Source organism: Winogradskya humida (assembly GCF_016862215.1).
Classification (GTDB): domain Bacteria; phylum Actinomycetota; class Actinomycetes; order Mycobacteriales; family Micromonosporaceae; genus Actinoplanes; species Actinoplanes humidus.
In genome coordinates this window covers 21,620-45,660 of record NZ_BOMN01000124.1, presented here as the reverse complement: position 1 = coordinate 45,660, position 24,041 = coordinate 21,620, and the positions used below count along the sequence as shown (strand labels likewise).

Genomic DNA, 24,041 nt, shown 5'->3' with positions numbered 1-24,041 from the left:
AAAGATCCAGCGGTAACCGTGCGGGGTGATTACCGAGATCCGCTACAACAGGCCCATGACCGTCGAGCTGAGCGGGTTGCGCAAGACGTTCGGCGCCGTCACGGCGGTGGACGGCATCGACCTGCGGATCGGCGACGGCGAGTTCTTCTCGATGCTGGGCCCGTCCGGCTCGGGCAAGACCACCGTGCTGCGGCTGATCGCCGGGTTCGAGCTGCCCACCGCGGGCACGGTCGCGCTGGACGGCCGCGACGTCACCCGGCTGGCGCCGTTCGAGCGGGACGTCAACACCGTCTTCCAGGACTACGCGCTGTTCCCGCACCTCAGCGTGCAGGAGAACGTCGAGTACGGCCTGAAGGTCCGCAAGGTCGCAAAACGTGAACGCCGCGACCGCGCCCGGGAGGCCCTCGCCAAGGTACGGCTGGAGGGCTTCGGGGCGCGTAAACCGTCGGCGATGTCCGGCGGTCAGCGCCAGCGGGTGGCCCTGGCCCGGGCGCTGGTCAACCGGCCGAAGGTGCTGCTGCTCGACGAGCCGCTCGGCGCGCTCGACCGCAAGCTGCGCGAGCAGATGCAGGTGGAGCTCAAGGCGATCCAGCGCGACGCCGGCATCACGTTCGTCTTCGTCACGCACGACCAGGACGAGGCGCTGACGATGAGCGACCGGGTGGCGGTCTTCGACGCGGGCCGCATCGTGCAGGTCGGCACCCCGGAAGCGGTCTACGAGCGGCCGGTGAGCGCGTTCGTGGCGGGCTTCGTCGGATCGTCCAACGTGTTCACCGGGGAGACGGCGAAAACCCTTTTCAAGAAGACGGGCACCTTTTCCGTACGCCCGGAGAAGATCGCCTTCACCGACGAGGCAGCAGCCGCGCCGGGCACCGTGGCCGAGGTCATCTATGCCGGGCCGGTCACCCGTTATGTGGTCGACCTGGACGCCGGCGCCCGCGTGGTCGTGGTCGAGCAGAACAGCCGCACCCCGCGGGCGCTCGCCGGCCTGCGCGGGCAGCGGGTCCGGCTCGGCTGGCACGAGGAGCACGTCATTCCCCTCCCCTCCGGAAAGGACAGCGCGCATGCGAGCTGACAGCAGGTGGACGACGGCGGTTCTGGTGGCGGGGGTGCTCACGCTCGCCGCGTGCGGTGGCGGCGACGAGGGCGGCGGCTCCGGCCCGGGCGGGCTCTCCGTGCCGAAGGTCGAGAAACTGGCGGCGCTCGGCGCGGGGGAGGGAGAAGTCAATATTGTCTCCTGGGCCGGCTACGTCGAGGACGGCTCCACCGACAAGACGGTCGACTGGGTCAGCTCGTTCGAGTCGGAGACCGGTTGCAAGGTCAACAACAAGGTGGCGGCGACCTCCGACGAGATGGTCACCCTCATGAAGACCGGAGAGTACGACGTGGTGTCGGCGTCCGGTGACGCGTCGCTGCGGCTGATCTACGGCGGCGACGTGGCTCCCGTGAACACCGGCCTGATCGCGAACTACAAGGACATCTTCGACGGGCTCAAGGACAAGCCGTGGAACGCCGTCAACGGGGTTGCGTACGGCGTCCCGCACGGCCGCGGCGCGAACGTCCTGATGTACCGCACCGACATCGTCAAGCCCGCACCGACGTCGTGGGGCGCCGTCTTCGACCCGAACTCGCCGTTCAAGGGCAAGATCACCGCGTACGACTCGCCGATCTACATCGCCGACGCCGCGCTGTACCTGATGAAGAGCAAGCCCGACCTCGGCATCAAGAACCCCTACGCGCTCGACGACACCCAGTTCGACGCCGCGGTCGCGCTGTTGAAGGAGCAGAACAAGGCGATCGGGGAGTACTGGGCGGACTACACCAAGGAGGTGCAGGCGTTCAAGGCCGGCAACTCCGTGCTCGGCACGTCGTGGCAGGTGATCGTCAACCTCGCGAAGGCCGACGGGGCGCCGGTCGAGGCGGTGCTGCCCAGCGAGGGTGCCACCGGCTGGTCGGACACCTGGATGATCGCGGCGAAGGCGGCACACCCGAACTGCGGCTACCTCTGGATGAACCACATCGTGTCGCCGAAGGCCAACGCCGCGGTCGCCGAATGGTTCGGGGAGGCGCCCGCCAACAAGCTGTCCTGCGCGCAGACCGTGGACAAGAACCACTGCACGACGTTCCACGCCGACGACGAGTCCTACTTCGACCAGGTCTGGTACTGGACCACTCCGCTGGCGCAGTGCGTCGACGGGCGTACCGACGTCACGTGCAAGGACTACGCGGCGTGGACGCAGGCGTGGACGGCGATCAAGGGGTGAGCATGCACCGCCATCCCCGGTGGCAACTCGCGGGGCTGCTGGCCGCCCCGGTGCTGTGGCTCGTTGTCGCGTATCTCGGCGCTCTGGGCGTACTCATGGTGTCCGCGTTCTGGACTGTCAACGGGTTCACCGGGGGCATCGTCCGGGAATTCTCGCTCGCCAACTTCCGGACGATCCTCGGCGAGGAGGTCTACCGCACGGTCACGCTGCGGTCGGTGGGGGTGGCGGCCGCGGTGACGGTGATCTGCGCCGTGGTCGCCGTACCCATGGCGTTCTACATGGCCAAGGTCGCCTCCGCGCGCTCGCGGCACTGGCTGGTCATCGCGGTGCTCACCCCGCTGTGGGCCAGCTATCTCGTCAAGGCGTACGCGTGGCGGGTCCTGCTCGGCAACGGCGGCCCGATCGACTCGCTGTTCGGGGGTCCCGGCCGCGGCCCGGGTTATGGGCTGACCGCGACAGTGATCGTGCTGGCGTACCTGTGGCTGCCGTACATGATCCTGCCGATCTATGCCGGCCTGGACCGCCTGCCGGACTCGCTGCTGGAGGCCTCGGCCGACCTCGGCGCCCGCGCCGGTCACACCCTGCGCCGGATCGTCCTGCCGCTGCTGGTCCCGTCCGTGGCCGCCGGATCGATCTTCACGTTCTCGCTCTCGCTGGGCGACTACATCACCGTCCAGATCGTCGGCGGCAAGACCCAGCTGATCGGCAACCTGGTGTACGCGAACATCGGCGCCGCCGGCAACCTCCCCTTCGCCGCCGCCCTCGCCACGATCCCCGTCCTCATCATGGTCATCTATCTGATCGCCGTCCGCCGCTCGGGCGCGCTGGAGGAGCTGTGACGCTCTCACCCGCGGCGCGCTGGGCGTTGCGCGCCGCCATGGCCCTCGGCCTGACGTTCATCTACGTGCCGCTGCTGCTGGTGCTGGTCAACTCCTTCAACGGCGACCGTACGTTCGCCTGGCCCCCGCACGACCTCACCACCCGCTGGTGGGCGGCGGCCTGGGCCAGCGACGGCGCCCGCCAGGCCCTGCTCACCTCCGTGCAGGCCGCCCTCGGGGCCACCGCCACCGCCCTGCTGCTGGGCACCCTGGTCGCCTTCGCCGTGCACCGCTTCGCGTTCTTCGGCCGCGACACCCTGTCCCTGCTGATCGTCCTGCCGATCGCCCTGCCCGGCATCGTCACCGGCATCGCCCTGGACAGCGCGTGGCGTTCGGTCATGGGCGAGCTCGGCATCGGCAAGGGCCTGCTCTCCGTCGTGGTCGGTCACGCCACGTTCTGCGTGGTCACCGTCTACAACAACGTGCTCGCCCGGCTGCGCCGCACGGGAACGACCCTCGAGGAGGCCTCCGCCGACCTGGGAGCCCGCCCCTGGCAGACCTTCCGGTACGTAACGTTCCCACTGATCCGCTCGGCCCTGCTCGCGGGCGGCCTGCTCGCCTTCGCGCTCTCCTTCGACGAGATCATCGTGACCACGTTCACCGCCGGCCCGGGCCTCACCACCCTGCCCCTCTGGATCTTCACCAACCTGTTCCGCCCCAACCAGGCCCCGGTGGTGAACGTCGTCGCGGCCGTCCTGATCATCGCGTCCGTGATCCCGGTCTGGGTCGCTCAGCGCCTGGCGTTCACACCGGGATCGGGGCCGCCTCGGTGATGACCTCGTCGATGAGGCCGTAGTCGCGGGCCTGCTCGGCGGTGAACCAGCGGTCCCGGTCGGAGTCCTCGGCGATCTGCGCGACCGGGCGGCCGCTGTGCTCCGCGATCAGCTCGTGCATCTGGCGCTTGGTGAACAGCATGTTCTCCGCCTGGATCATGATGTCGGCGCTCGTCCCGCCGATGCCCCCGGACGCCTGGTGCATCATCACCCGCGAATGCGGCAGCGCATACCGTTTGCCGGCCGTTCCCGACGTGAGCAGGAACTGCCCCATCGAGGCGGCCAGGCCGATCCCGATCGTCGCCACGTCGTTCGGGATGAACCGCATCGTGTCGTAGACGGCCATCCCGGCACTCACCGACCCGCCCGGCGAGTTGATGTAGAGCTGGATGTCCCGCGCCGGGTCCGCCGCGGACAGCAGCAACAGCTGCGCGCAGACCGTGTTGGCGCTCTCGTCGTTCACCTCGGTGCCGAGGAAGACGATGCGCTGCTTCAGTAGCTCCTCGAAGAGCTGGAAACCGTAGGGCTCAGAGTTCGGCATAGGGCCAGTTTCGGCGTACGCATGCCTCGATTGCCGTTTTCTCTGCTGCCGGCAGATCGGCCCAGAGCGTATCTGCCCTGAGCAGAGCCGATGCGCTTCGCTTGTAGTAATTCGAGCCTTACGTCCTCAAGCAGGTCGACCAGGTCTATGCCCAGCGCACGGCAGATCCCCGCGAGGATCTCCGACGAGGCCTCCTTGCGCCCCCGCTCGATCTCCGACAGGTACGGCATGGACACCCCGGCATCATCCGCGACGTGCTGCAACGTGCGACCCTGCCGTTGGCGAAGGCGCCGCAACACTGTCCCGATAGCCGTCCTCAGCAGCGACATGCCCCCGATCATAGGGCTTGTAGATTCCTCGCATGCCCCTCGAACTGCTGCCCGGCACCCGTCGCGCCCTGCTGCACAAGCTCGCCACCGCCCAGGTCCAGGGCCGCGTTCCCTCGATCGTGGCCGCCGTGATCCGCGACGGCGACGTGGTCTGGTCGGACGCCCGGGGAACCGTGAACGGCGACGTGCCCGACGGCAACACCCAGTACCGGATCGGCTCGATCACCAAGACGTTCGTGGCGGTCCTGGTCCTGCGGTTGCGCGACGCGGGCCGGCTGGCTCTCACCGACCCCTTCAGCCTTCATCTCCCCGGCGTGGCACCCGACGGCATCACCATCCGCGACCTGCTCGCGCACACCGCGGGCCTGGCCTGCGAGTCACCGGGCCCGTGGTGGGAACGCACCCCCGGCACCCTGCGCCCGGAACTTGCCGACGTCCTCGGCGACGACCCGCTGCGCCACCCGGTCGGCGAGCGCTTTCATTACTCCAATCCCGGGTACGCGCTGCTGGGCGCGCTGGTCTCGAAACTGCACGACGAGCCCTGGGACGCCGTGCTGCAGCGGGAGATCCTGGAACCGCTCGGCATGACCCGCACCACCCCGCACCCGCTCGCCCCGCACGCCACCGGCTGGGCCGTCCACCCCTGGGCCGACGTCCTGCTCCCGGAACCCGCCCAGGACACCGGCCTGCTCTCATCGGCCGGCCAGCTCTGGTCCACCACCACCGACCTGGCCCGCTTCGCCGCGTTCCTGCTGACGGACCCCGCCGCCCAGGACATGCGGATCCCGTCCAGCCCGTCGGAGGCAACCAGCCTGGACAGCCCGTACGGCCTCGGCATGCAGCTGCTGCACCGCGACGGCCGCCTCCTCGCAGGCCACACCGGCTCCATGCCCGGCTTCCTCGCCACCGTCTGGGTGAGCCCCGACGACAACCTCGGCGCGGTCGTCCTGTCCAACACGACCACCGGCCTCACGGTCGGCACCCTCACCGCCGAGTTGCTGCAGATCGTCACCGACCGGGAGCCCCGCATCCCCTCCCCGTGGCAGCCCCTGGCGTCGGTCGATCCGCGGGTGCTGGAGCTGGCCGGGCCCTGGTACTGGGGACCGCAGGGGTACGCGCTGCGCCCGCTCGCCGACGGCTTCGTGGAACTGGCCTCCCTCACCGGCAAGACCGGCATCCGCTTCCGCCCCACCACCGCCGTCGAAACCTGGGAAGCCCTCAATGGCTACTTCGCGGGCGAACACCTCCGGGTGATCCGCGACGCGGCCGGCGCGGTCACCCACCTCGACGTGGGCTCCTTCGTCTTCACCCGCCAGCCCTACGACCCGGCGTCCCCCATCCCGGGCGGCGTCGACCCCGCCGGCTGGCAGACCGCCCCGGTCAACGATTAAGACCGAAGTCAAGCAACGGCGTGCGGCACCGCGCCGGCCCAGTGCTTACGCCGCTCCCACGCCGGGTGACCGGTGGCGTCGGCCGTAGACCCACGCTGGGCGACAGGTTCCGGACATCGTCGATGAGGTGTCGTGAGGTCGTGCGTGATGCGAAGTCATCGGGAGTGCGAACGTTGCTCGAACGGATTAAGGGCACCAGCGGATCTCGCATCCAGTCGGCAGGGACCGTGCCCCTCACATCTGCGGGAGAGTCACCGTAGCCTACAGTTCACGTTATAGAACACGAACTTCTAGAGAGGAGTCCCGGTGCCACCGACCATTGACCGTCAGCCGCCGCCTTACCAGCAGATCGCCGATCACTTTCGCCGCGAGATCCGTGATGGCCGCCTGAAAGATGGAGACCGTCTTCCGTCGGCGCGTCAACTCGTCACCGACTGGAATGTGGCCCACGCCACCGCGGCGAAGGTATTGACCACGCTGCGCGCGGAGGGGCTCGTGCGAACCACTCCCGGCGGCGCCGGCGGCACGGTCGTCGACGTCCAGAAGGTCGGCACGCCCGCGCGGGACCGGATGCTATCGACCAGGCGAACTGGCAACATCTATGCCAAGGGAACGTACGCGAAGATCGTGGCGGCCGATTTGGTCGAGGCTCCCGACGAGGTCGCGGAAGCCTTGGGCATCCCGGCGGGCTCCCAGGTCATCCGACGACAGCGCATCACATACCGCAACGATGTCGCGGACTCGACATCGATCAGCTGGTTCCCGGGCGCGCTGGCCGACTCGGCACCCGACTTGCTCGTCGCCGACCGCATCAAGCTCGGCACCGCTGGATACATCGAGCAGCAAACGGGCCGGATCATGGCCGCAGGCCGCGATCAGGTGACCGCCGGGCAGGCTGAAGACGCCGTCGCCGAGATTCTGGGCATCGCGGCCGGTGAGCCAATCCTGCTGGGCCGAAACTGGGTGCTCGACAGTGGAGGCGACGTCATTGAGTTCGGTCAGTCAGTCTCGGCGGCCGGTCGGTGGCAGACATATGAGTACGAGATCAACACCTAGCCCTCCGCCGCACGAACGCCCGTCGCGCTCAATCGGACATTTTTATCGACAGCCGCTGACCCACTGGTCAGCGGCTGTCGCCGTTCCCAGTCATCTGCCCAGCTCCATAGCTGTATGGGCGTGGGCCGGCTCATGCCCACACCCTGATCGACGCGCCAAAAGGTCCCGCCGGCAACATGTCGATCGGTAACTCTCCGTCTTGACCGCGTTATAGAACGCGAACTATCGTTCTCGTATGCCTGACCTGATTGACAGCTCGAGCCGCCGGCATTCCCGCAGCGGGCACCGTAACGCCGGTTACCGGTTTCGACTGCTCGCCGTTTCGCGATGATGATTGGTGAGCGGTTCCGGACTGTGATCGTGCAGCCGGCGACGCTGTGCAATCTCGACTGCGACTACTGCTATTTGCCTGGACGTCACCGGCAGACGCTGATGCCGGTCAAGGTCGCCGAGCGTCTCGCGGACTCCATTGCGGCCCAGCCTGGTGACTGGCAGATCGAAGTGGTCTGGCACGGCGGTGAACCTCTGACGACACCGCTGACTCACATGCGGGCGTTACTGGCGTCCTTCGAGCCGCTGCGTTCGGCCGGACGAGTGCGCCACGCAGTACAGACCAACGCCACCCTCATCACACCCGGGTGGATCGACGTACTTCGCGAGTACCAGTTCCAGGTCGGCATCTCCATCGATGGCCCTGAACCGTTGAACGGGACCCGCGTCGACCGTGCCGGGGGCTCAGCCTTTGGCAGGACGCAAGCAGGGATTGATCAGCTCAGGGCAGCCGGCATCGACTTCAGCGCGATCTGTGTTGTCACCGCCGACACCATCACCTTTGCCGACCAACTCGTCAGGTTCTTCGCCGATCTGGGATGCGTATCGGTGGGCTTCAACATCGAGGAGTTGGAAGGGCTCAATACCCACCGTGAGCAGGTCACCGCGGTGCAGGCCCAGAAATTCTGGGCTCGGCTCTGGTGGCTGCGAAGCGTTTACCCCCAGCTGCAGATCCGCGACCTGGACCGGCTCCGCAGCTGGATTGCCCTCGCAAGAGACGGCAGCGAGATCGCAGCCAGTGTCTACGATCCCATTCCCACCGTTTCCGCCATCGGCCAGGTCGTCGTGCTCTCACCGGAACTGCTTGGCGTCACCGCCGCACGCTACGACGACTTCGTCGTCGGCAACGTCCTGACCGAGGCTCTGTCCGAGATGATGGCGCGCTTGCGCGGGGTGGGATATGTACGCGAGTTTGACACCGGCCTGCACCGCTGCGCGTCTGAGTGTGAGTTCTGGAGCTTCTGCCGCGGTGCCCAAGCCGGGAACAGATTTTTCGAGCACGGCCGATTTGACATCACCGAGACCAACTATTGCCGCACCACCTACCAGGCCGTAGTGCGCTCCGCGCTCGATCACATCCGAAAAGGAGCACCGTGACCACTCTGCAATTGCTTACCCGTGCCGACACCGCCGATCTTGAACGCCTTGGCATTGGCGATACACCTCCAGCCCCCGTTGACGGTGCGAAGTTCGACAACCGTCCTACCTGGGACAACGCCAAGCCCTCGTTCGATAACCGGCCTAGCTGGGACAACTGGAACAAGAAGAAGTAACTCCTGTGAGCGGCGGTGCTCAACGGCTCCGGCGCCCGCTGCCTAAGGTGAACTATGCAGATCCGCGCCGTACGAGACCTGAAAGTTGTTCTGCCCGGCGACGAGCCGGACGATCTGCCCCGATGGGGAAGGATCCCCGGCGACGGCGAGGCTGTGACCGAGGTCGTCATCACCGGCGACATCTGGAGCCACGCGACGCTGGAGAACATCTCGATGACGCGTTCGTGGCTGACCGACGCCGACCTGTCGGCGATGTCGCTCACGGCGGCGAGGCTGGACCGATGCGTGTTGACCGGCTGCTCCCTGGTCGGCGCCCACCTCGACACCGTTTCGCTGAAAGACGTGATCTTCGAGAACTGCCGCCTGGACTACGCCACCCTGAGCCGGCTGAAAGCAGCCGGTCCTGTCGCCTTCATCGGGTGCTCCTTGACCGAGACCACGCTTTCCTCCTGCACCTTGCCGACCATGACGTTCGACAACTGCAAGCTCGCCGGCCTCTCCATCGAGAACTGCGACATGCGCGGAGTCGACCTCCGCGGCAACAGCCTGACAGGTCTCTCTGCCGCCACCGCCCTACGGGGCGTTGTCCTCAGCGACTCACAGCTGCCGGCGCTGACACAGCTTCTTCTCGACGAGCTGTCGATCATCGTCGCGCCCGAGTTTCGCTGACAACAGGCCTCGGCAGCGAGGAAATCCGGTCAGCCGTGAGAGCTCGGACGGGTGCCGGCATCCGCCGCCGCCCGACCGGCGACGAAATCTACTACAAGCTTGTCGCCCCGAGCAGGGTGCGGCGGGCGGCCTTCTCGGCGTACATGCCGGCGTCGGCGGCGGCCAGCAGGGTGTCGGCGGTGGGGCCGGTGAGGTCGGCGGCTGCGGCGACGCCGATGCTGGCGCCGATCTCGTATTCGCGGTCACCGTCCCGCACCGGCTCGGCGATCAGGTCGCGCAGGCGTTCGACCAGGGCGGATGCGTCCCTCTCGCCGGTGGCGTCCGCGGCCAGGACGACGAACTCGTCGCCGCCGAGCCGGGCCGCCAGATCGCCCGGCCGCAGGGCGCGGGTGAGCCGGCCGGCGACCTCGACCAGCACGAGGTCGCCGGCCGCGTGTCCGTAGCGGTCGTTGACCTGCTTGAAGCCGTTCAGGTCCAGGTAGCAGATGACCGGGCCATAGCCGACCGGCTGGGCCAACTCGGTGTTCAGGCGTGCGATCAGCGCCGGGCGGTTCGCCAGCCCGGTCAGCATGTCGTGGCCGGCCTGGTGGGCGAGGATGGCCTGGGTGCGTTCCTGATCGCGGACCACGAGCAGGAAACGGGCCAGGATCAACCCGGTGAGCAGTACGGCCGAGCAGATCAGGGAGATCCGGCCCGCCAGGCTCACGGTCACCAGCGCGGCCATGATCGGGAACGTCAGCAGGGCGACGCCGAGGAAGACGACCCGGGCGGGATGCAGCCGCCGGTCGTCGGGACGAGGATCGGCGAAGCGTTCGGCGTCGCGGTGCAGCACGGTGCAGATGAGCAGCACATTGCCGAGCAGCAGGATGCCGTCGAAACGGCTGATCGTGTCGTCGGAGATGGCGGGGAAGATCACCGGCCCGGTGGACTCCAGCAGATCGCCGAGCAGTTCCAGGACCACCGCAGCGATCAGGAACCGGCCCGGCCCGCCCTTGGCGCCGGGTGAGAGCACCAATACGGTGACCGCGACGAACAGCAGCACATCGGTGAGCGGATAGAGCGCGGCGAGGGCGACGTCCGGCGAGAGACGCTGGTTCTGAGCCGCCGGAAGCACCAGATACTGCCCGAACAGCCAGGCGACCACGATCGCCATGGTCAGCCCGTCGAGCAAACCGTTGCGTAGCCGCCCGGCCGACCGGCGCCGGGCCAGGCGCAGCAGCCCGGCAGCGAGGATCGGATTACCGGCGACCCACAGCGCGTCAGACGGCGTCACGTCGCCGAGGGTGGGCACGAGCCTCTCGAGGACGTCGTAGAGCACGTCACCGGCCAGCCACATGGTCTCCGCGACCATGATCATGATGAAGCCGCCGCGGGCGGGTCCCCGGAAGGTCCGCAGCCGCCACCATCCCAGCGCCACGGCCGTGCTGTACATGATCAGGTAGGCCCCGTGGGAATACCGGGTGCCGGGCGCCGCCGCGACCACCAGCGCGGCGGCCGCACCGATCGGCAGGACCGATCGGGCGGTAAGGCGATTCATACCGCGACTATCGGCAGCCGCCGTTCCCGGCGGAGGATTCCGGCGACCCATCAAGCAGAAACCATCCCATTGGACAGGTTTCGATATGGTCGTGGTTCGGGCGCGACTGCCCGTGCGAGGAGGTCGAGGATGACCAGCCCGATCGATCCGTCCGGCCTGAGCGGGACGCTGGCCGATGTGGTGGCCGCGCTCGGCCGGGCCCAGAAGCCCTCCAGTGACCAGGACGAATCGGAACCACCCATCGGTACGGGCGAGGCCGCCGATGGTCTGGTCCGGGTTCGGGCGGTTCTGCCCGGGCGGATTGAGAACCTTGAGCTGGAGCCCTCGGTGCTGCGACTGAGCGCCGGCGAGCCGGCGCGCGAAGTCGAGTCGGGCGTCGATCTTGACGGCTCGTTGAGCCGAACGAGGGACTCTTGCCGACCAACCACCTGCTCAATGCGGAATCGAGGTCGTCGCCACGCCCCGGAAGGATCGTCAGACTTACGCGCGACGCGTGAATCTCAGTCCGCCCTGTTGCCCGTTGGGCAACCGCTTGCCGGCGTAGGTGCGAATGAGATCTCGACCCAGGCGATCGCAATTGGCGATCACCTGCTCTTCGACGTTCGCTAGAACCACGCCGAAGCCGGTTCCGGGTGTCGTCCCCACACCGAGATCGCCATTCATGCCCTGGCCTGTCTCGTCCGTGACAAGCACATCCAAGCAGGTCAGTGGTTTGGAGGTGCGTTGAGCGATCTCCGCGAGTGCCCACGCCTGCTCCAGGGGGCTGTCGAACCCGTACCAATACACGAGCACCGACCCGGACTCGGCCACCTGCCCTGCGAGTTGAACCGCCGACAGGCCGCCTGGTTGAGCAGCGAACGGGTCGAACGGATCGATGTGCACGACACAACGACTACCGGCGCACGTGTCGAGCCACTCGGCTACCGCGGTCATACCGTCGTGCTCGACGACCTGACATCGAGACAGCTCGAGGTTGCGCCCCCAGAGTCGTAAGTCCTCCGCGCTCACCGGGTCCACGTCACAGAACAAATACTCAGAGGTATCGCCGAGCAACGTCATCGCCTGGAGCGCTGATCCTGGGTAACGCGCTCGTCCGGTCGAAGTGAACCTGTGCAACGCGTGGGCGTATGCGGATGCGCCCAGTGTGTCGACGACCGCGGACACCTCGAGAAAGTGACCCACGCCGTAATTACGCTCATCGTCGTACACCAGGTCGTAGGCGCCGCTGCCCGCGTGGCTCTCGGCGTAGTGCGTCGGTTCGGCAGCTGCGAGCACCTCACACACCATGAGGTGCTTCCACACGTCGCCTGCCTTGCCGAAGTGCCGGTTGGCCATCCACCGACAATGCCAGGCGCATCCCGCGCACACCATTTGATTCTCGGCAGGGTCGAGGTGGAGCGACCTTCAAGGTCCCATATCCCGATAGACCTGACTCAGCCCTGTCGTAGACATGTCCACCAAAGAATCTCGCAGGTCAGGACGCGGGGAGACATTCGCCCTGGAGATAAACGGCGAGTGTTGCCTCACGGCTCTCCGCGGAGCTGGCGTCGTTCCAGTCCGAGCTGGCTGGTTTCGGCGCGCCCTGGGAGAGCGACGATATCGGCTCGCTGATCGGCGCCGCCCACGACGAGGTGTCGTCGTGGGCGTTCGAGTGCTACCAGGACGAGATGGCCCCGGCCGGCGCCGACGTGGTGGACATCAGCGCGCAGCACACGGAGGTGGACGAGAACATAGGCCGCCGGTTCAATGGGTTGGCCAACGAGCTGGGGCACTGCCACCGAGGTGTGGAACGAGCATGAGGGCGAGGCCGTCGCCGCGTTCCAGACCTGGTGGGCGAGAGAGGACAGTCCGGCCAAGGCACTCCTGGACGGTACGAAGGCCGCCACGCTGACCGGCACCGGCCTGATGATCTGCGGCGGGATCGTGCTTACCCTCAAAATAGCGGTCATCGCCCAGCTCGCATGCGGACCGCGCTGCGTTTCCTCCGCAAGACTCAGAAGCGTGCCCGCTCCGATCGGATGAATCCTCACCAACTCGTGGGTGCCCGGCGCCGAGGGCGAGTTCCCGGCCGACGTCGCCCGGGTGGCGATCGAGGATTACTGGCGTTTTCTGGTCGCCCAGCCGGAACGGTCCGTGGTCCGGGAGTACCGTCCCGACCTCCCGGAAGGGCAGGCGAACCTGCTGCGGTGGGAGGAGAAGTGGGGTCGCTCCCACCCGTACCGGGGACGGCTTTTCTAACCCTGGTAGCCGGTACGGGCGGCCTCGCCACGGTCGAGCGCGCTGGCGGCCAGGTCGGCCGGTAGCGCGGCGACTGCGGTTGTCAACCAGGCGAAGAGCAGCGGGTTGACCCACCAGGGCACCAGTTCGAAGCGGGTTCCATCGGACCATACGCATGTACGCCCGATCGGGAGCCCGCGCTCGACCATGCCCGTCCAGCGGTCGTCCGGCGGGCCGGGCGTACCGGAGTAGAAGCCGGCCGCGGACGCGCACATCTCGCCGGGGTCCAGCGCGCCGAAGCCGGACAGCACACCCAGCCGTAAGTCACGCCCGCGTAGACGAGTGCGACGAGTCCGGGAGACCCGGCCTGGCTTCGAGGCGGGCGGCGATATGCGCTGAAACCGTATGTCCACGCTGGATCGTATTAGCCGATCATCCGATTCCCATGGACGGCTCGCGTGGTGAGGTTATTGCCCGGTGGGCGCATGAGCGTCTATGCGTCACACTGGGATAGGCGCGGATCTATTTCGCGTATTTACACGGGGGTAGGTGCATGGAGGAGCTTCCGAGTGGTACCCGCAAGTGGATCGGCGGGTCGTCCCTGTTCGCTGTGGGGGTCACGATCTACCTGTTCCAGAATCCGGAACGCGGAGCCACGATCGCCACAATTCTCAGTCTCACCCTGACGATCGTGACCACAGCGCTCGCGATCCGCGCCGAGCAACGATCGGGGCAGCGGGCAACATCGTCCTACCGCTATTCCACGATGAGCCCGCGCGCCAAGTTCTGGACGGCCCTGGTGTTGTCCGTTGCCCTGATAGTGCCCGCGTCGACCTGGGTCTGGAACCGCTGGTTCTCCGACCTGGACGTCAGTTTCCCGGCGGTGGTCGAGGTGAGCGAGGAAAAGCCCAGCACGGTGACGCCCGATATCGCCTCGGGATGGCGGGGCGGGGAGCTGGCGTTCACGCCGACGTTGGTCTCCGTCAGCGACCTGAGCGACTGCGTCGTCTCGTCCGTGCTGAGTGTCGAGCCGAAACTGGACGGGCGGTCCGGCTCGGTGATCGCCGCGCGCCACGAGGTGCCGGTCTCCGTCAACATCCCCGAGGGGACCCGTCGCGTCGAGCTCGTGCTGCAGCTCGATGCTCCGGGCAATCAGGACTGCGTGGTGGAGGTTTCGTTCGGTCGCAGCGAGCTACGTCGATGATCGCCCCGCACGGAGGAGAGGAAACACGCGTGAGCTTCCGACGTCGCGCCGGCTGGGTTCGCCCGCTGCTGGCGGCCGCACTGGTCATCACCATGACGACGACCGCGGGATGCGGCGACCCCGAAGTGGAGCCGGATCCCGCCGAATACCTTTCGGGTGAGGTCCTCATCGGCATCAACACGGACCTGCCCGGCTGGAGCGAATATGCGAACGGCGTCTGGCAGGGTTTCGACATCAGCCTGAGCAATTGGCTCGGCGAGGAGCTGGGATTCCAGCCCCGATTCGTCAATCTCACCACCAATGAGCGGGTCACAGCGCTGCAGGGTGCTGACAGCGACGTGAAGCTCGTCATCTCCAACTTCTCGATCAACGACAAGCGACGCAAGGACATTGATCAGGTGGGCCCCTACCTGACGGATTCACAGGGCCTGCTGACGCTCAAGACAAGCAAGATCGCAAAGGTGGAGGACATCGAGAGAAAGAACATCTGCACAGCACTCGGCTCCACCACCGAGCAGCGCCTGTTCGGCATCACGATCAATCCGCTGACGGAGAACACCCTGCAGCGCTGCATGGAAAGATTGCGTGCCGGCGAGGCGGACGCGGTCTCCTCCGACCGGGTCATCCTCGAGGGCTTCATCGCCCACGACACCGCCGGCGACATCAGGCTGGTCCCCGGCATCAGGGTGGGCAGCGAGCGGTACGGGATCGGCATCCGCAACGACCATCCCAAGCTGTGCGCCTACCTCGCGAAGAAACTGGTCAAGTTCATCAACGAGGAATGGGACCGGACCTTCAAGGACAACCTCCCGAACGTCGTCCCGACGGACCGCAAACCCAACTCCGCAGCGCTCGACCCGTGCGAGCAGCCGGTCACGGGTTAGGGCATTTTGTGGGGGTGGCGGTCGGCTGCGGCGTAGGAGGCGGCGGCGGTGAGGGCTGAGGCTGTGAGGACTGCGGGCCAGGGGCCGATGCGTTTGGCCAGGGGGTGGGACAGGCCGAAGGCGCCGAGGTAGGTGGCGATGAGGGCGCCGGTCACGGCGGGGCTGGTGCGGCGCGACCACTCGCGGGCGGCCAGGACTGCGCCGGCGGCGAGGATGAGGCCGCCGAGGGGGCGGTTGCCGGTGCGGCGGGCGAGTTGCCAGCCGCCGATGAGGGAGCCTGCGGTGATCGCCGCGGTCGGTACGCGCATGACCCGACCGTACCCCCGGGCTCCCCGCGAGCGGGTGCCGCGGGCGGGTGCCGCGGGCGGGCGCCGAGGGACGGGCGCCGCAGGTAGGCAGCGCCCGGTGATCGTGGGGCGGGCGAGCCGCCCCACGATCGGCGGAAGTGGTCCGGGTCAGCGCTTGAGGAAGGCGGGGCGCCAGCTGGTGCGTTCGGCCAGCTGGCGGGCCTGGGTGGCGGCGCGCTGGCGTTGCAGGATCAGGGCGGTGATGGCGGCTGCCAGGGCCATGGTGGCCGCGGCGGTGGCCATCCAGTGGTCTCCCGCGGTCTGGCCGGCCTGACGCGCCCGGCCGGGTAGTTCCGCCGCCTTGCTCCGGGCCGTGGTGATCATCCTGCGGGGGCGGGTGAAGTCGGTGCGGGTGCGCTCGATGTCGGCCCGGATCTCGTCCGGCGTACGTGTATCGATGATCTCGTTGGCGGTCATGGTGCCTCCGTCGGCCTGGTCGGTTGCGTCCTGGAGGGGCTTTGCCCCGGGATGCGGCGACTAAGCGTCGGGCATTTGACAGCAAATTACGCCAGGTGACAAAGCCTGGCTTCTCGGGCCGGATTGCTCCATGGTGAACCTTCGACGTCCTGACAAGGTGGTGGCTGGTGCAGCGTTACAGCGACGACGACGGCACGTCCGTGCCGGAGGGCCCGGAGACCCGCCGGCTCGAGATCCACAACTCATCCATCGACGAGGAACTCGCCGTGGCCGGCGCCTGCGCGCTGGTGCATCTGCCGACCGGGCGGGTCTGCACGAAGGAGCACAGCCACTCCGGGTCGTGTGAGTTCGTGACCGCGGACCGGTAGGTCAGTGACCGGAGCCGAAGAGGGCCTCGTACTCGGTGAACTGCCGGCGCTGGGCGTCGATGCGGGGTGAGCCCTGCGGGTAGACGTTGTCGAACATGGAGACGGGCCGGGGGTCCGGCAGGGCCATCACCCGTTCGCGCAGGTCCAGGGCGATCTTGGTGACGTCATCCTCGACCTGCTGGAAGAACGTGTCGTCGGCGATCTGCTGCTTGGTGAGGAAGGACTTCATCCGGCTGATCGGGTCCTTGGCCTTCCAGGCCTCGACCTCGCCGGCGTCGCGGTAGCGGGTCGGGTCGTCCGAGCTGGTGTGGGCACCCATCCGGTACGTGTACGCCTCGATCAGCGTCGGCCCGTTGCCGGTGCGTGCGTTGTCGAGCGCGGCACGGGTGACGGCGTACGAGGCGAGCACGTCGTTGCCGTCGACGCGGATGCCGGGGAAGCCGAAGCCGTCGGCGCGCCGGTACAGCGGGATGCGGGTCTGGCGTTCGAGGGGCTCGGAGATCGCCCACTGGTTGTTCTGGCAGAAGAACACGAGCGGGGCGTTGTAGACGCCGGCCCACACGAAGGCCTCGTTGACCTCACCCTGGCTCGTCGAGCCGTCGCCGAAGAACGCGATGACCGCTTCGCCGTCGGGGGTGCCGGTCCTGCCGTCGAGGTTGATGCCCATGGCGTAGCCGGTGGCGTGCAGGGTGTGGGCGCCGATCACGAGCGTGTAGATGCCGAACTTGAACTCGTTTGGGTCCCAGCCGCCCTGGTCGATGCCGCGGAACAGGCCGAACGGCATGATCGGGTCGATGCCCCGGGTGTAGAGCACGCCGTGCTCGCGGTACGAGGGGAACGCCATGTCCTGGGGGCGCATCGCCCGCCCGGCGCCGACCTGGGCCGCTTCCTGGCCGAGCAGGCTGGCCCACAGGCCCAGCTCACCCTGGCGTTGCAGCGCGAGCCCCTCGGCGTCGAGGCGCCGGACCATGACGAGATCCGTGTAGAGCTCGCGGTACTCGTCGTCGGTGAAGTCGGCCGAATACGTCACGCCGTCGGGCGTGGTGTAGCTGTCGGCGCGCTCCCCGTCGGGGTTGAGCAGCTGAACGAAACCGCCGGCCGGAGCATCAGCGCCGGCTGCACCGCTCACCATCGATCTGTCCCCCATCTCGCCGCGTCTGTCTGCACGGTGCAGGGAACTATTCATCACATCCGGCCGGTACGAAAGTCAAAACCCGTGGTGATCCAGATCTCATGGTCAGCGCCCTGGAATCCCAGCGTGCTCAGGGTGGGACTCGCACCCGGGCCCCACGTCGACGCTGCCTCCATGCCGGGGAGGGGGAGCCCGATGTGACGCAGTTCTCTATGCCGAATTCGCCGGTCGCGGCCGTGGGGCCGGCGAACGCTCGCTGTTCGTGAAATACCAGGTCCGAGCGGGTTTGCGCGGGGCTGCAGGGGTGCCGGGCGGTCCTCGAAGCGGCAGGAAAAGTATAGTTAGGCATCCCTAAGAAGCCGTGGCTTCATGATCAGGTTGACCTCAACCATGGTTGAAGTTTTAGAGTTCAGGACTGCTGCCGGATCTTGGCAGTGCGGACTGACAGCGCGAGCAAGGGATGCAACCATGGACCGCCCCCTGCGGGTTGCCGTAATCGGTGCCGGCCCGGCCGGCATCTACGCCGCCGACCACCTGATCAAGGCCTCGGAGACGGTGACCGTCGACATCTTCGACCGGCTGCCGACGCCGTACGGCCTGATCCGCTATGGCGTGGCTCCCGACCACCCGCGGATCAAGGAGATCATCACCGCGCTGCACCGGGTGCTCGACAACCCGCGGATCCGGTTCATCGGCAACATCGACTACGGCGTGGACGTCAAGCCGGAGGAGCTGCGCCGCTTCTACGACGCGACGATCATCGCGACGGGAGCGGACAAGGACCGCGAGCTGGACATCCCGGGCATCGACCTGGTCGGCAGCTACGGCGCCGCGGACTTCGCCTCCTGGTACAACGGGCACCCCGACGTGCCGCGCGAGTGGCCGCTGACCGCCACCAAGGTCGCCGTGATCGGCGCCGGGAACGTCGCCGTCGACGTGGCCCGGATCCTCGCCAAGACCGCCGACGAGCTGCTCGTCACCGAGATCCCGGACAACGTCTACCAGGAGCTCAAGGCCAGCCCGGTCACCGACGTGCACATGTTCTCGCGGCGTGGCCCGGCGCAGGTGAAGTTCACCCCGCAGGAGCTGCGCGAGCTGGACGTGTCGCCGAACGTCGAGGTGATCGTGCACCCCGAGGGCATCGAGTTCGACGAGGGCAGCCTCGAGACGATCCGCGCCACCCGGCACGTCAAGATGTGCGTCGACATCCTGCAGAACTGGGCCGTGCGCGACCCCCGCGACCGCCCCCGCCGCCTGCACCTGCACTTCCTGCAGGCCCCGGTGTCGATCGGCGGTGACGGCAGGGTCGAGTCGATCCGCACCGAGACCCAGGAGCTGACCGGCGACGGCTGGGTCCGCGGCACCGGCGAGTTCACCGACTGGGACGTTCAGGCGGTCTACCGCGCGGTCGGCTACCTCAGCAAGGCCCTCGCCGACCTGCCGTTCGACACGAAGACCGGCACCATCCCGCACGAGGCCGGTCGCATCATGGACCTCGACGGCGAGCACGTCCCCGGCATGTACGTCACCGGCTGGATCAAGCGCGGTCCGGTGGGCCTGATCGGGCACACCAAGGGCGACGCGGGCGAGACCATCACCAGCCTGATGGCGGATGCCGCCACGCTGCCCCAGGCGACCGACGCCGACCCGGCCGACGTCATCGCGTACCTGGAACAGCGGGGTCTTGACTTCACGACCTGGGCCGGCTGGCAGGTGCTGGACCAGCACGAGATCTCCCTCGGCGAGCCGCACGGGCGCAAGCGCGTCAAGGTGGTCGCCCGGCACGAGATGATCAGCATCTCCAAGACGCTGAACTGACCCCCGGCTTGCAACGGGCCCGGCGCCGCGAAGGTGCCGGGCCCGTGACCGCGACAGGTCCGGTGCGTTACACGCACTGAAGATCAACGCGCGGTGAGCGCCGGCTGGGAATGGGAAGCTCTTGAGGACTGTCCTCGCGGCGGTGGCCGCTGTATCCACGCTGACCCTGGGCGTTGCCGCGCCCGGTGCCGCGGCCCCGCGTACACAATTCACCCGGACGGTTCTGGCAACCGGGCTGGCCGACCCGTACGAGATCGTCTGGGGTCCGGACGGTCAGCTCTGGGTGACCGAGAAGAGTGGCCTGAAGGTCACCCGCGTCGACCCGGTGACCGGCGCGAAGACCACGGCGCTCGACCTTGCCGGGATTGCGTACCACCAGGCCGGAGGCAGCCAGGACGGCCTGCTCGGGCTCGCATTCGGTTCCGGGTACGCGTACTTGTCGTACTCGTACACCACGAAGACCCCCGCCGCCGTGACCGGCGAGACGCTGCGCCTGAAGATCGTCCGCTACACCGTGAACGCCGCGACTCACACGCTGATCAGCCCGAGCGACGTGCTCACCGGGCTCCCGTCCGGCACCGACCACCAGTCGGCCCGGCTGCGCGTCGGCCCCGACGGCAAGCTGTACTACACGATCGGTGACCAGGGCGCGAACCAGTTCGCCAACGCCTGCGACCCGAACTGGGCCCAGCGCCTGCCGACCCTCGCCGAGGTGCGGGCCAAGGACTGGAGCTCGTACGTCGGCAAGACGCTGCGGCTGAACCCGGACGGGTCGATCCCCGCGGACAACCCGGTGCTGGGCGGGGTACGCAGCCACGTCATCACGTACGGTCATCGCAACCCGCAGGGGATGGACTTCGCCGGCGACGGGCGGCTCTACGAGGCCGAGCAAGGCCCCAAGACCGACGACGAGATCAACATCGTGCACCGGGGAAGCAACTACGGCTGGCCGTACGTGGCCGGAAAGCGCGACGACAGCGCGTACGCGTATTCCAACTGGTCCGCCGCCCCCGGCTGCAAGAACCTCACCTACGACGAGCTCGTGGCCCCCGCCTCGGTGCCGACGCAGCAGGAATCCGCCTGGACCGGCACCCTCGACGCGCCGATCAGCACGCTGGGCACCACGGTCGGCAACGACTACGACTTCCGCGACCCGGCATCGAAGTGCGCCCCGAGCGAGGACTGGTTCATCTGCAACCCGACCGTCGCGCCGTCGAGCCTCAGCTACTACCAGGGCATCCGTGGCTGGGGCAGCGCCCTGCTCGTCACCAGCCTCAAGGACGGCGCCGTGCACCGGCTCGTGCTGAGCGTCGACGGCCGCACCGTCGTCAAGCAGGAACGGCTGTGGGTATCGCAGAACCGTTACCGCGACACGGCTTTCAGCCCGGACCGCACGACGGTCTACGTCGCCACCGACAGCATTGGCATGGTCCGCGGCCCGGACGGCACACCGACCAACACCCTCACGAACCCCGGCGCGATCCTCGCGTTCCGGGTGGGTGCTTAAGCAGGGATTGCAGTCACTGTTGCTTATGGGTACGCCGTGAGCGCACCCCTACGGTGACAGCATGACCATCGAGCTGACCCGGCTCCGGGAACCCACCGCGACCGCCTGCCTCCCCGCCGCCCGGCTGATCGCCGCCGGGCGGCCCGGGGCAGCGCTGGACGCCCTGGCCGATCTGGCGCTGGCACTGCTCTGGGACGGCGACCGGGTCGCGGTGCGGGGGCCGCTGCTCGAATGTCTGCTGCGCCTGCCCGGGAACGGTGGCGATCCGCGATATCTGGCCGCGCTCGCGCTCGCGACCCCGGACGACGCCCGGCACCTGCTGACCGCCGTCCTCGCCGAGCCCCCGTGGCACGACCCGGACGCGTGCTGGCCGCTTGCCGTCGCCGCCCTGCACGCCGGAGAACCAGCCCGCGCCGCCGACCTGCTGGCGGCCACGGCCCGAACGCTGGCCGCCCCGGACGCGGCACTGGTTTTGGGCGGGGCGCTGGCTCCGGGCGGGGTGCGGGCTTCGGGCGGGGCGCTGGCTTCGGGCGGGGTGCGGGCTTCGGGCGGGGTGCGGGCTTCGGGCGGGGTGCGGGCTTCGGGCGGGGCGCTGGCTTTGGGCGGGGTGCGGGTGCTGGACGGGGTGCGGGTGCTGGACGGGGGAGCGCGGGCGGGGCTGCTTGCGCGTGTGGAGACGGTGCACGCGCACGTGACGATGACGCTGGGTGATTGGGATACGGCCGGGCGTGCGGCGGATGAGGGGATGCGCCTGGCGGTGCTGACGGACCAGCCGGTCTGGGAGCTGCGGGCCACGGCGATCCGAGCCACCGTACGGGCACTGCGCGGCGACGTCACGGGTGCGCTCGCCGACTGCGACGTGGTGGACCGGGTGGCCGCCCGTGGGCACGATGTGGGCGCGGCCGGGGCGCAGAGCCGGGTGGCCCGCGCGGTCACCGAGCTGGGCCGCGGCTCGTGGGCCACCGCATATGCGCTGCTCAGTACGCTGTTCGACGACACCGCCGAGGGATACGACCCGGGCACGGCGGCGCGCTGGCTCGACCTGCTCGCCGAAGCCGCCGTACACAGCGGCAACCACGCGGAGCTGGCCGCCGTCGTTCATCGCCTGCAGGGCGCGTCGCTCAACCTGGGTTATGCCCGGGCGCTGCTCGCCGACGACGCGGACTGTTTCAAGCTCGCCCTGGCCGCCACACCGCAGCACCATCCGTGGCTGCGGGCGCGGATCGAGCTGGGTCTGGGTTCCTGGCTGCGCCGCCGCCGCCGGATCGCCGAGGCCCGCGTGCACCTCGCCGCGGCGCAGCGCAGCCTGGCGCTGGCCGGTGCCACGGCCTGGGCGCGGCGGGCCGCCGCGGAACTGCGCGCCGCGGGGGTGCCGGCCGGGGAATCCGAGCCCGGTGTCCTCTCGCCGCAGGAGCTGCGGATCGCCCGGCTCGCGGCGCAGGGCCTGTCGAACCGGGAGATCGGGTTACGGCTGATGCTGTCCCCGCGTACGGTGGCATCGCACTTGTATCGGATCTTCCCGAAGCTGGAGATAACGTCCCGGACCCAGCTGGCCACCCGGATCGCGGTCAGACCGGCACCGGGCTGAGCGTGGTTTCGAGCGGGATCGGTTGCGCGCCCTCATGGGCGATCAGACCGGTCAGGCAGTGCCTGCTGGTCGCGATCACCAGGCAACCCGGATCGGCGGGCAGCACCGCACGAACCTGCACGCTCCCACGTGCGCCGTCGAGCACGAAGAGCAGCTTGCGCCCCCGCACCGCCTGATGGAACGCCGCCGCCAGGCTCTCCTGATCGGCACCGGCCGCGGGCCGCATCCCGAGCGCGGTCAGGAAGCCCCGCAGCACCTGGGCCGGGGCAGCGCCCTCGCCGTCGTCACCCCACAGGTCGATGTAGAACTGCCCGTCGGGAAACTTCCCGGCGTTGCGATGCGCCCAGTGCAGGGCGAGAGCCGTCTTGCCGATCCCCGCCACCCCCGTGATCGCACAGATCCGATGCCCGGCCGCACGCTCTCCACCCTCGCCCGCGCGGCGTCTGTCCTCGGCCGCACGCTCTCCGTCCTCGCCCGGGCGGCGTCTGTCCTCGGCCGCGCGGGCTCTGTCGTCGGGCGCGGCGAACCTGGCGAGGTAGGCGTCGGCGGCCGCCAGCTCACGCTCGCGACCCAGGAACACCGTGGGTGCCGGGGGAAGCTGAGCGGGCACGGCGACCGCGAGGGTCGTGGGCCGCCCGGCTGCGGGGGAGCGCCCGGCCACCCGCCGCCGGGCGTCGCCGAGCTCGTGGCCGGGCTCGATCCCGAGCTCGGTGTTGAGCCGGCGCCGCACGTCCTCGTAGACGGCGAGCGCCCCGGCCCGTTCCCCGCCCGCGGCGAGGCAGTCGATCAGCCGGGCGTGCAGCGGCTCGTCCAGCGGATGCCGGGCACTCAACGCCATCAGGTGTGGCGTGACCTGGCGTTCGCGGCCGCACCGCAGCGCCGCGTCGGCGGCGGCCATCGCAGCACCGACCCGCTCGCGCTCGACAACCCGGAACGGTGTCGCCTGCGCGAGCGGGAACGTCAACCCTTCTCCGGGAGCCCCGGACGCGAGGTCCAGCGCCTGCAGGAGCAGGTCGGCGACCGTTGCGGGGCTGGTCCCGGGCTGGGCCGCGCGCTCGGCGAGCAACCGGAACCGCCGCAGGTCACAGGAGACAGCGTCGACCCGCACCTCATAACCGCTCCCCGACCGGACCAGCCAGCGCCCCTCCGCCCGGTGCGGCAGCTCCGGCTCGAACGTGCGCCGCAACGCCCCCACGTGCCGGTGCACCAGGTTGGTCGCGCTGGCGCTGGGCCGCTCACCCCAGATCAGGTCGATCAACTCGGCGACCGTGACCAGCCGTCCGTCCGCGGCCAGCAGAATGCCGAGCAGTGCGCGCCGCTGCGGCGGCCCGAGCTCGAGCGGCCGCTGGTTGCGCCACGCCCGCACACCACCGAACAGGCCAAAGTAGACCTTGGGGCCGGGCAGCAGCGTCTGCGTCACCCTCCGACCGTAGGAGCGCCCGCGGCCCACGGCAAGGCCGTCCCACCCGGTGTGGGCCGCGTCTCCGGCGGTCACTCGATGGTCACTGACCCCGGCT

Annotated in this window: 25 protein-coding genes and 1 pseudogene; 17 read left to right on the top strand and 9 right to left on the bottom strand. The window is 68.7% G+C overall.

From position 1 onward, the window contains the following. Positions 1 to 55: 55 nt before the first annotated feature. From Ahu01nite_RS43060 to Ahu01nite_RS43045, 4 genes are read left to right on the top strand one after another with little or no spacing between them, the layout of a single operon-like run. Positions 56 to 1,075: an ABC transporter ATP-binding protein gene (locus tag Ahu01nite_RS43060; protein ID WP_203842557.1), complete on the top strand. Its 1,020-nt coding sequence runs from the start codon at positions 56 to 58 to the stop codon at positions 1,073 to 1,075. Then, positions 1,065 to 2,264 carry an ABC transporter substrate-binding protein gene (locus tag Ahu01nite_RS43055; RefSeq protein ID WP_203842556.1) on the top strand — a complete coding sequence of 400 codons (1,200 nt, stop codon included), beginning with the start codon at positions 1,065 to 1,067 and terminating at the stop codon, positions 2,262 to 2,264. Before Ahu01nite_RS43060 ends, Ahu01nite_RS43055 begins: the two co-directional genes overlap by 11 nt. Positions 2,265 to 2,266: 2 nt before the next feature. Next, positions 2,267 to 3,103: an ABC transporter permease gene (locus Ahu01nite_RS43050; RefSeq protein ID WP_203842555.1), complete on the top strand. Its 837-nt coding sequence runs from the start codon at positions 2,267 to 2,269 to the stop codon at positions 3,101 to 3,103. Beyond that, positions 3,100 to 3,915, top strand: coding sequence for an ABC transporter permease (locus Ahu01nite_RS43045; protein ID WP_203842554.1), 816 nt, complete (start codon positions 3,100 to 3,102; stop codon positions 3,913 to 3,915). The genes Ahu01nite_RS43050 and Ahu01nite_RS43045 overlap by 4 nt, the downstream gene beginning before the upstream one ends. On the opposite strand, the gene Ahu01nite_RS43040 is transcribed toward Ahu01nite_RS43045, so the two are convergent. Both Ahu01nite_RS43040 and Ahu01nite_RS51025 read right to left on the bottom strand, forming a co-directional pair. Beyond that, positions 3,887 to 4,456 carry an ATP-dependent Clp protease proteolytic subunit gene (locus Ahu01nite_RS43040; protein ID WP_203842553.1) on the bottom strand — a complete coding sequence of 190 codons (570 nt, stop codon included), beginning with the start codon at positions 4,454 to 4,456 and terminating at the stop codon, positions 3,887 to 3,889. The genes Ahu01nite_RS43045 and Ahu01nite_RS43040 overlap by 29 nt on opposite strands. Positions 4,457 to 4,482: 26 nt before the next feature. After that, positions 4,483 to 4,785 (bottom strand): annotated as a pseudogene (locus Ahu01nite_RS51025) (helix-turn-helix domain-containing protein); the annotation flags it as partial. Positions 4,786 to 4,817: 32 nt separating this feature from the next. On the opposite strand from Ahu01nite_RS51025, the gene Ahu01nite_RS43030 reads away from it, so the two are divergent. The 5 genes from Ahu01nite_RS43030 to Ahu01nite_RS43010 all read left to right on the top strand — a co-directional run bounded on the left by Ahu01nite_RS43030 (position 4,818) and on the right by Ahu01nite_RS43010 (position 9,505). Then, positions 4,818 to 6,176, top strand: a complete 1,359-nt coding sequence (locus tag Ahu01nite_RS43030; RefSeq protein WP_203842551.1) for a serine hydrolase domain-containing protein — start codon at positions 4,818 to 4,820, stop codon at positions 6,174 to 6,176. Between the two features lie 306 nt (positions 6,177 to 6,482). Continuing rightward, positions 6,483 to 7,232, top strand: coding sequence for a GntR family transcriptional regulator (locus Ahu01nite_RS43025; RefSeq protein ID WP_203842550.1), 750 nt, complete (start codon positions 6,483 to 6,485; stop codon positions 7,230 to 7,232). Positions 7,233 to 7,559: 327 nt separating this feature from the next. Further along, the gene (amcB, locus tag Ahu01nite_RS43020; protein ID WP_203842549.1) at positions 7,560 to 8,660 is read left to right on the top strand and encodes a cyclophane-forming radical SAM peptide maturase AmcB; all 1,101 of its coding nucleotides are present in this window, start codon (positions 7,560 to 7,562) and stop codon (positions 8,658 to 8,660) included. Further along, positions 8,657 to 8,836: a multiple cyclophane-containing RiPP AmcA gene (gene amcA, locus Ahu01nite_RS43015; RefSeq protein WP_203842548.1), complete on the top strand. Its 180-nt coding sequence runs from the start codon at positions 8,657 to 8,659 to the stop codon at positions 8,834 to 8,836. Before amcB ends, amcA begins: the two co-directional genes overlap by 4 nt. Before the next feature lie 54 nt (positions 8,837 to 8,890). Further along, positions 8,891 to 9,505: a pentapeptide repeat-containing protein gene (locus Ahu01nite_RS43010; RefSeq protein ID WP_203842547.1), complete on the top strand. Its 615-nt coding sequence runs from the start codon at positions 8,891 to 8,893 to the stop codon at positions 9,503 to 9,505. A gap of 91 nt (positions 9,506 to 9,596) precedes the next feature. On the opposite strand, the gene Ahu01nite_RS43005 is transcribed toward Ahu01nite_RS43010, so the two are convergent. Both Ahu01nite_RS43005 and Ahu01nite_RS43000 read right to left on the bottom strand, forming a co-directional pair. Continuing rightward, a complete protein-coding gene (locus Ahu01nite_RS43005) occupies positions 9,597 to 11,042 on the bottom strand; it encodes a GGDEF domain-containing protein (protein ID WP_203842546.1) in 1,446 nt (481 codons plus the stop codon). Positions 11,043 to 11,522: 480 nt separating this feature from the next. Further along, positions 11,523 to 12,377 (bottom strand): 23S rRNA (adenine(2030)-N(6))-methyltransferase RlmJ, encoded by an 855-nt coding sequence (locus Ahu01nite_RS43000; RefSeq protein ID WP_203842545.1) that lies wholly within the window; start codon positions 12,375 to 12,377, stop codon positions 11,523 to 11,525. Positions 12,378 to 12,824: 447 nt separating this feature from the next. Between Ahu01nite_RS43000 and Ahu01nite_RS42995 the strand changes: the two genes are divergently transcribed. After that, entirely contained in the window at positions 12,825 to 13,064 is a 240-nt protein-coding gene (locus tag Ahu01nite_RS42995) for a hypothetical protein (RefSeq protein ID WP_203842544.1), read from the top strand. Between the two features lie 18 nt (positions 13,065 to 13,082). Beyond that, the gene (locus tag Ahu01nite_RS42990; protein WP_203842564.1) at positions 13,083 to 13,280 is read left to right on the top strand and encodes a hypothetical protein; all 198 of its coding nucleotides are present in this window, start codon (positions 13,083 to 13,085) and stop codon (positions 13,278 to 13,280) included. Here the strand turns inward: Ahu01nite_RS42990 and Ahu01nite_RS42985 are convergent. Beyond that, positions 13,277 to 13,570, bottom strand: a complete 294-nt coding sequence (locus Ahu01nite_RS42985; RefSeq protein ID WP_203842543.1) for a hypothetical protein — start codon at positions 13,568 to 13,570, stop codon at positions 13,277 to 13,279. The genes Ahu01nite_RS42990 and Ahu01nite_RS42985 overlap by 4 nt on opposite strands. 242 nt (positions 13,571 to 13,812) lie before the next feature. On the opposite strand from Ahu01nite_RS42985, the gene Ahu01nite_RS42980 reads away from it, so the two are divergent. Then, on the top strand, positions 13,813 to 14,463 hold the full coding sequence (locus tag Ahu01nite_RS42980) for a hypothetical protein (protein ID WP_203842542.1): 651 nt from the start codon (positions 13,813 to 13,815) through the stop codon (positions 14,461 to 14,463). Beyond that, entirely contained in the window at positions 14,460 to 15,347 is an 888-nt protein-coding gene (locus Ahu01nite_RS42975) for a transporter substrate-binding domain-containing protein (RefSeq protein ID WP_203842541.1), read from the top strand. Before Ahu01nite_RS42980 ends, Ahu01nite_RS42975 begins: the two co-directional genes overlap by 4 nt. On the opposite strand, the gene Ahu01nite_RS42970 is transcribed toward Ahu01nite_RS42975, so the two are convergent. Beyond that, positions 15,344 to 15,655 carry a hypothetical protein gene (locus Ahu01nite_RS42970; RefSeq protein ID WP_203842540.1) on the bottom strand — a complete coding sequence of 104 codons (312 nt, stop codon included), beginning with the start codon at positions 15,653 to 15,655 and terminating at the stop codon, positions 15,344 to 15,346. The genes Ahu01nite_RS42975 and Ahu01nite_RS42970 overlap by 4 nt on opposite strands. A 147-nt stretch (positions 15,656 to 15,802) precedes the next feature. Continuing rightward, the gene (locus tag Ahu01nite_RS42965) at positions 15,803 to 16,111 is read right to left on the bottom strand and encodes a hypothetical protein (protein ID WP_203842539.1); all 309 of its coding nucleotides are present in this window, start codon (positions 16,109 to 16,111) and stop codon (positions 15,803 to 15,805) included. 167 nt (positions 16,112 to 16,278) lie between these two features. Between Ahu01nite_RS42965 and Ahu01nite_RS42960 the strand changes: the two genes are divergently transcribed. Continuing rightward, positions 16,279 to 16,479 (top strand): hypothetical protein, encoded by a 201-nt coding sequence (locus Ahu01nite_RS42960; protein ID WP_203842538.1) that lies wholly within the window; start codon positions 16,279 to 16,281, stop codon positions 16,477 to 16,479. A gap of 1 nt (position 16,480) precedes the next feature. Here the strand turns inward: Ahu01nite_RS42960 and pdhA are convergent, their stop codons facing one another. Beyond that, positions 16,481 to 17,611 (bottom strand): pyruvate dehydrogenase (acetyl-transferring) E1 component subunit alpha, encoded by a 1,131-nt coding sequence (gene pdhA, locus Ahu01nite_RS42955; RefSeq protein WP_203842537.1) that lies wholly within the window; start codon positions 17,609 to 17,611, stop codon positions 16,481 to 16,483. Between the two features lie 468 nt (positions 17,612 to 18,079). Between pdhA and Ahu01nite_RS42950 the strand changes: the two genes are divergently transcribed. The 3 genes from Ahu01nite_RS42950 (at position 18,080) to Ahu01nite_RS42940 (ending at position 22,524) form a co-directional block, all read left to right on the top strand. Next, complete coding sequence (locus Ahu01nite_RS42950; RefSeq protein ID WP_203842536.1) at positions 18,080 to 19,429, top strand: FAD-dependent oxidoreductase; 1,350 nt, start codon at positions 18,080 to 18,082, stop codon at positions 19,427 to 19,429. A 142-nt stretch (positions 19,430 to 19,571) separates the two neighbouring features. After that, positions 19,572 to 20,936 carry a glucose/sorbosone family PQQ-dependent dehydrogenase gene (locus tag Ahu01nite_RS42945; RefSeq protein WP_239159600.1) on the top strand — a complete coding sequence of 455 codons (1,365 nt, stop codon included), beginning with the start codon at positions 19,572 to 19,574 and terminating at the stop codon, positions 20,934 to 20,936. 61 nt (positions 20,937 to 20,997) lie between these two features. Beyond that, positions 20,998 to 22,524 (top strand): helix-turn-helix domain-containing protein, encoded by a 1,527-nt coding sequence (locus Ahu01nite_RS42940; RefSeq protein WP_203842535.1) that lies wholly within the window; start codon positions 20,998 to 21,000, stop codon positions 22,522 to 22,524. On the opposite strand, the gene Ahu01nite_RS42935 is transcribed toward Ahu01nite_RS42940, so the two are convergent. Then, complete coding sequence (locus Ahu01nite_RS42935) at positions 22,505 to 23,944, bottom strand: AfsR/SARP family transcriptional regulator (protein WP_203842534.1); 1,440 nt, start codon at positions 23,942 to 23,944, stop codon at positions 22,505 to 22,507. The two genes, Ahu01nite_RS42940 and Ahu01nite_RS42935, sit on opposite strands and share 20 nt — an antisense overlap. Between the last annotated feature and the right edge of the window lie 97 nt (positions 23,945 to 24,041).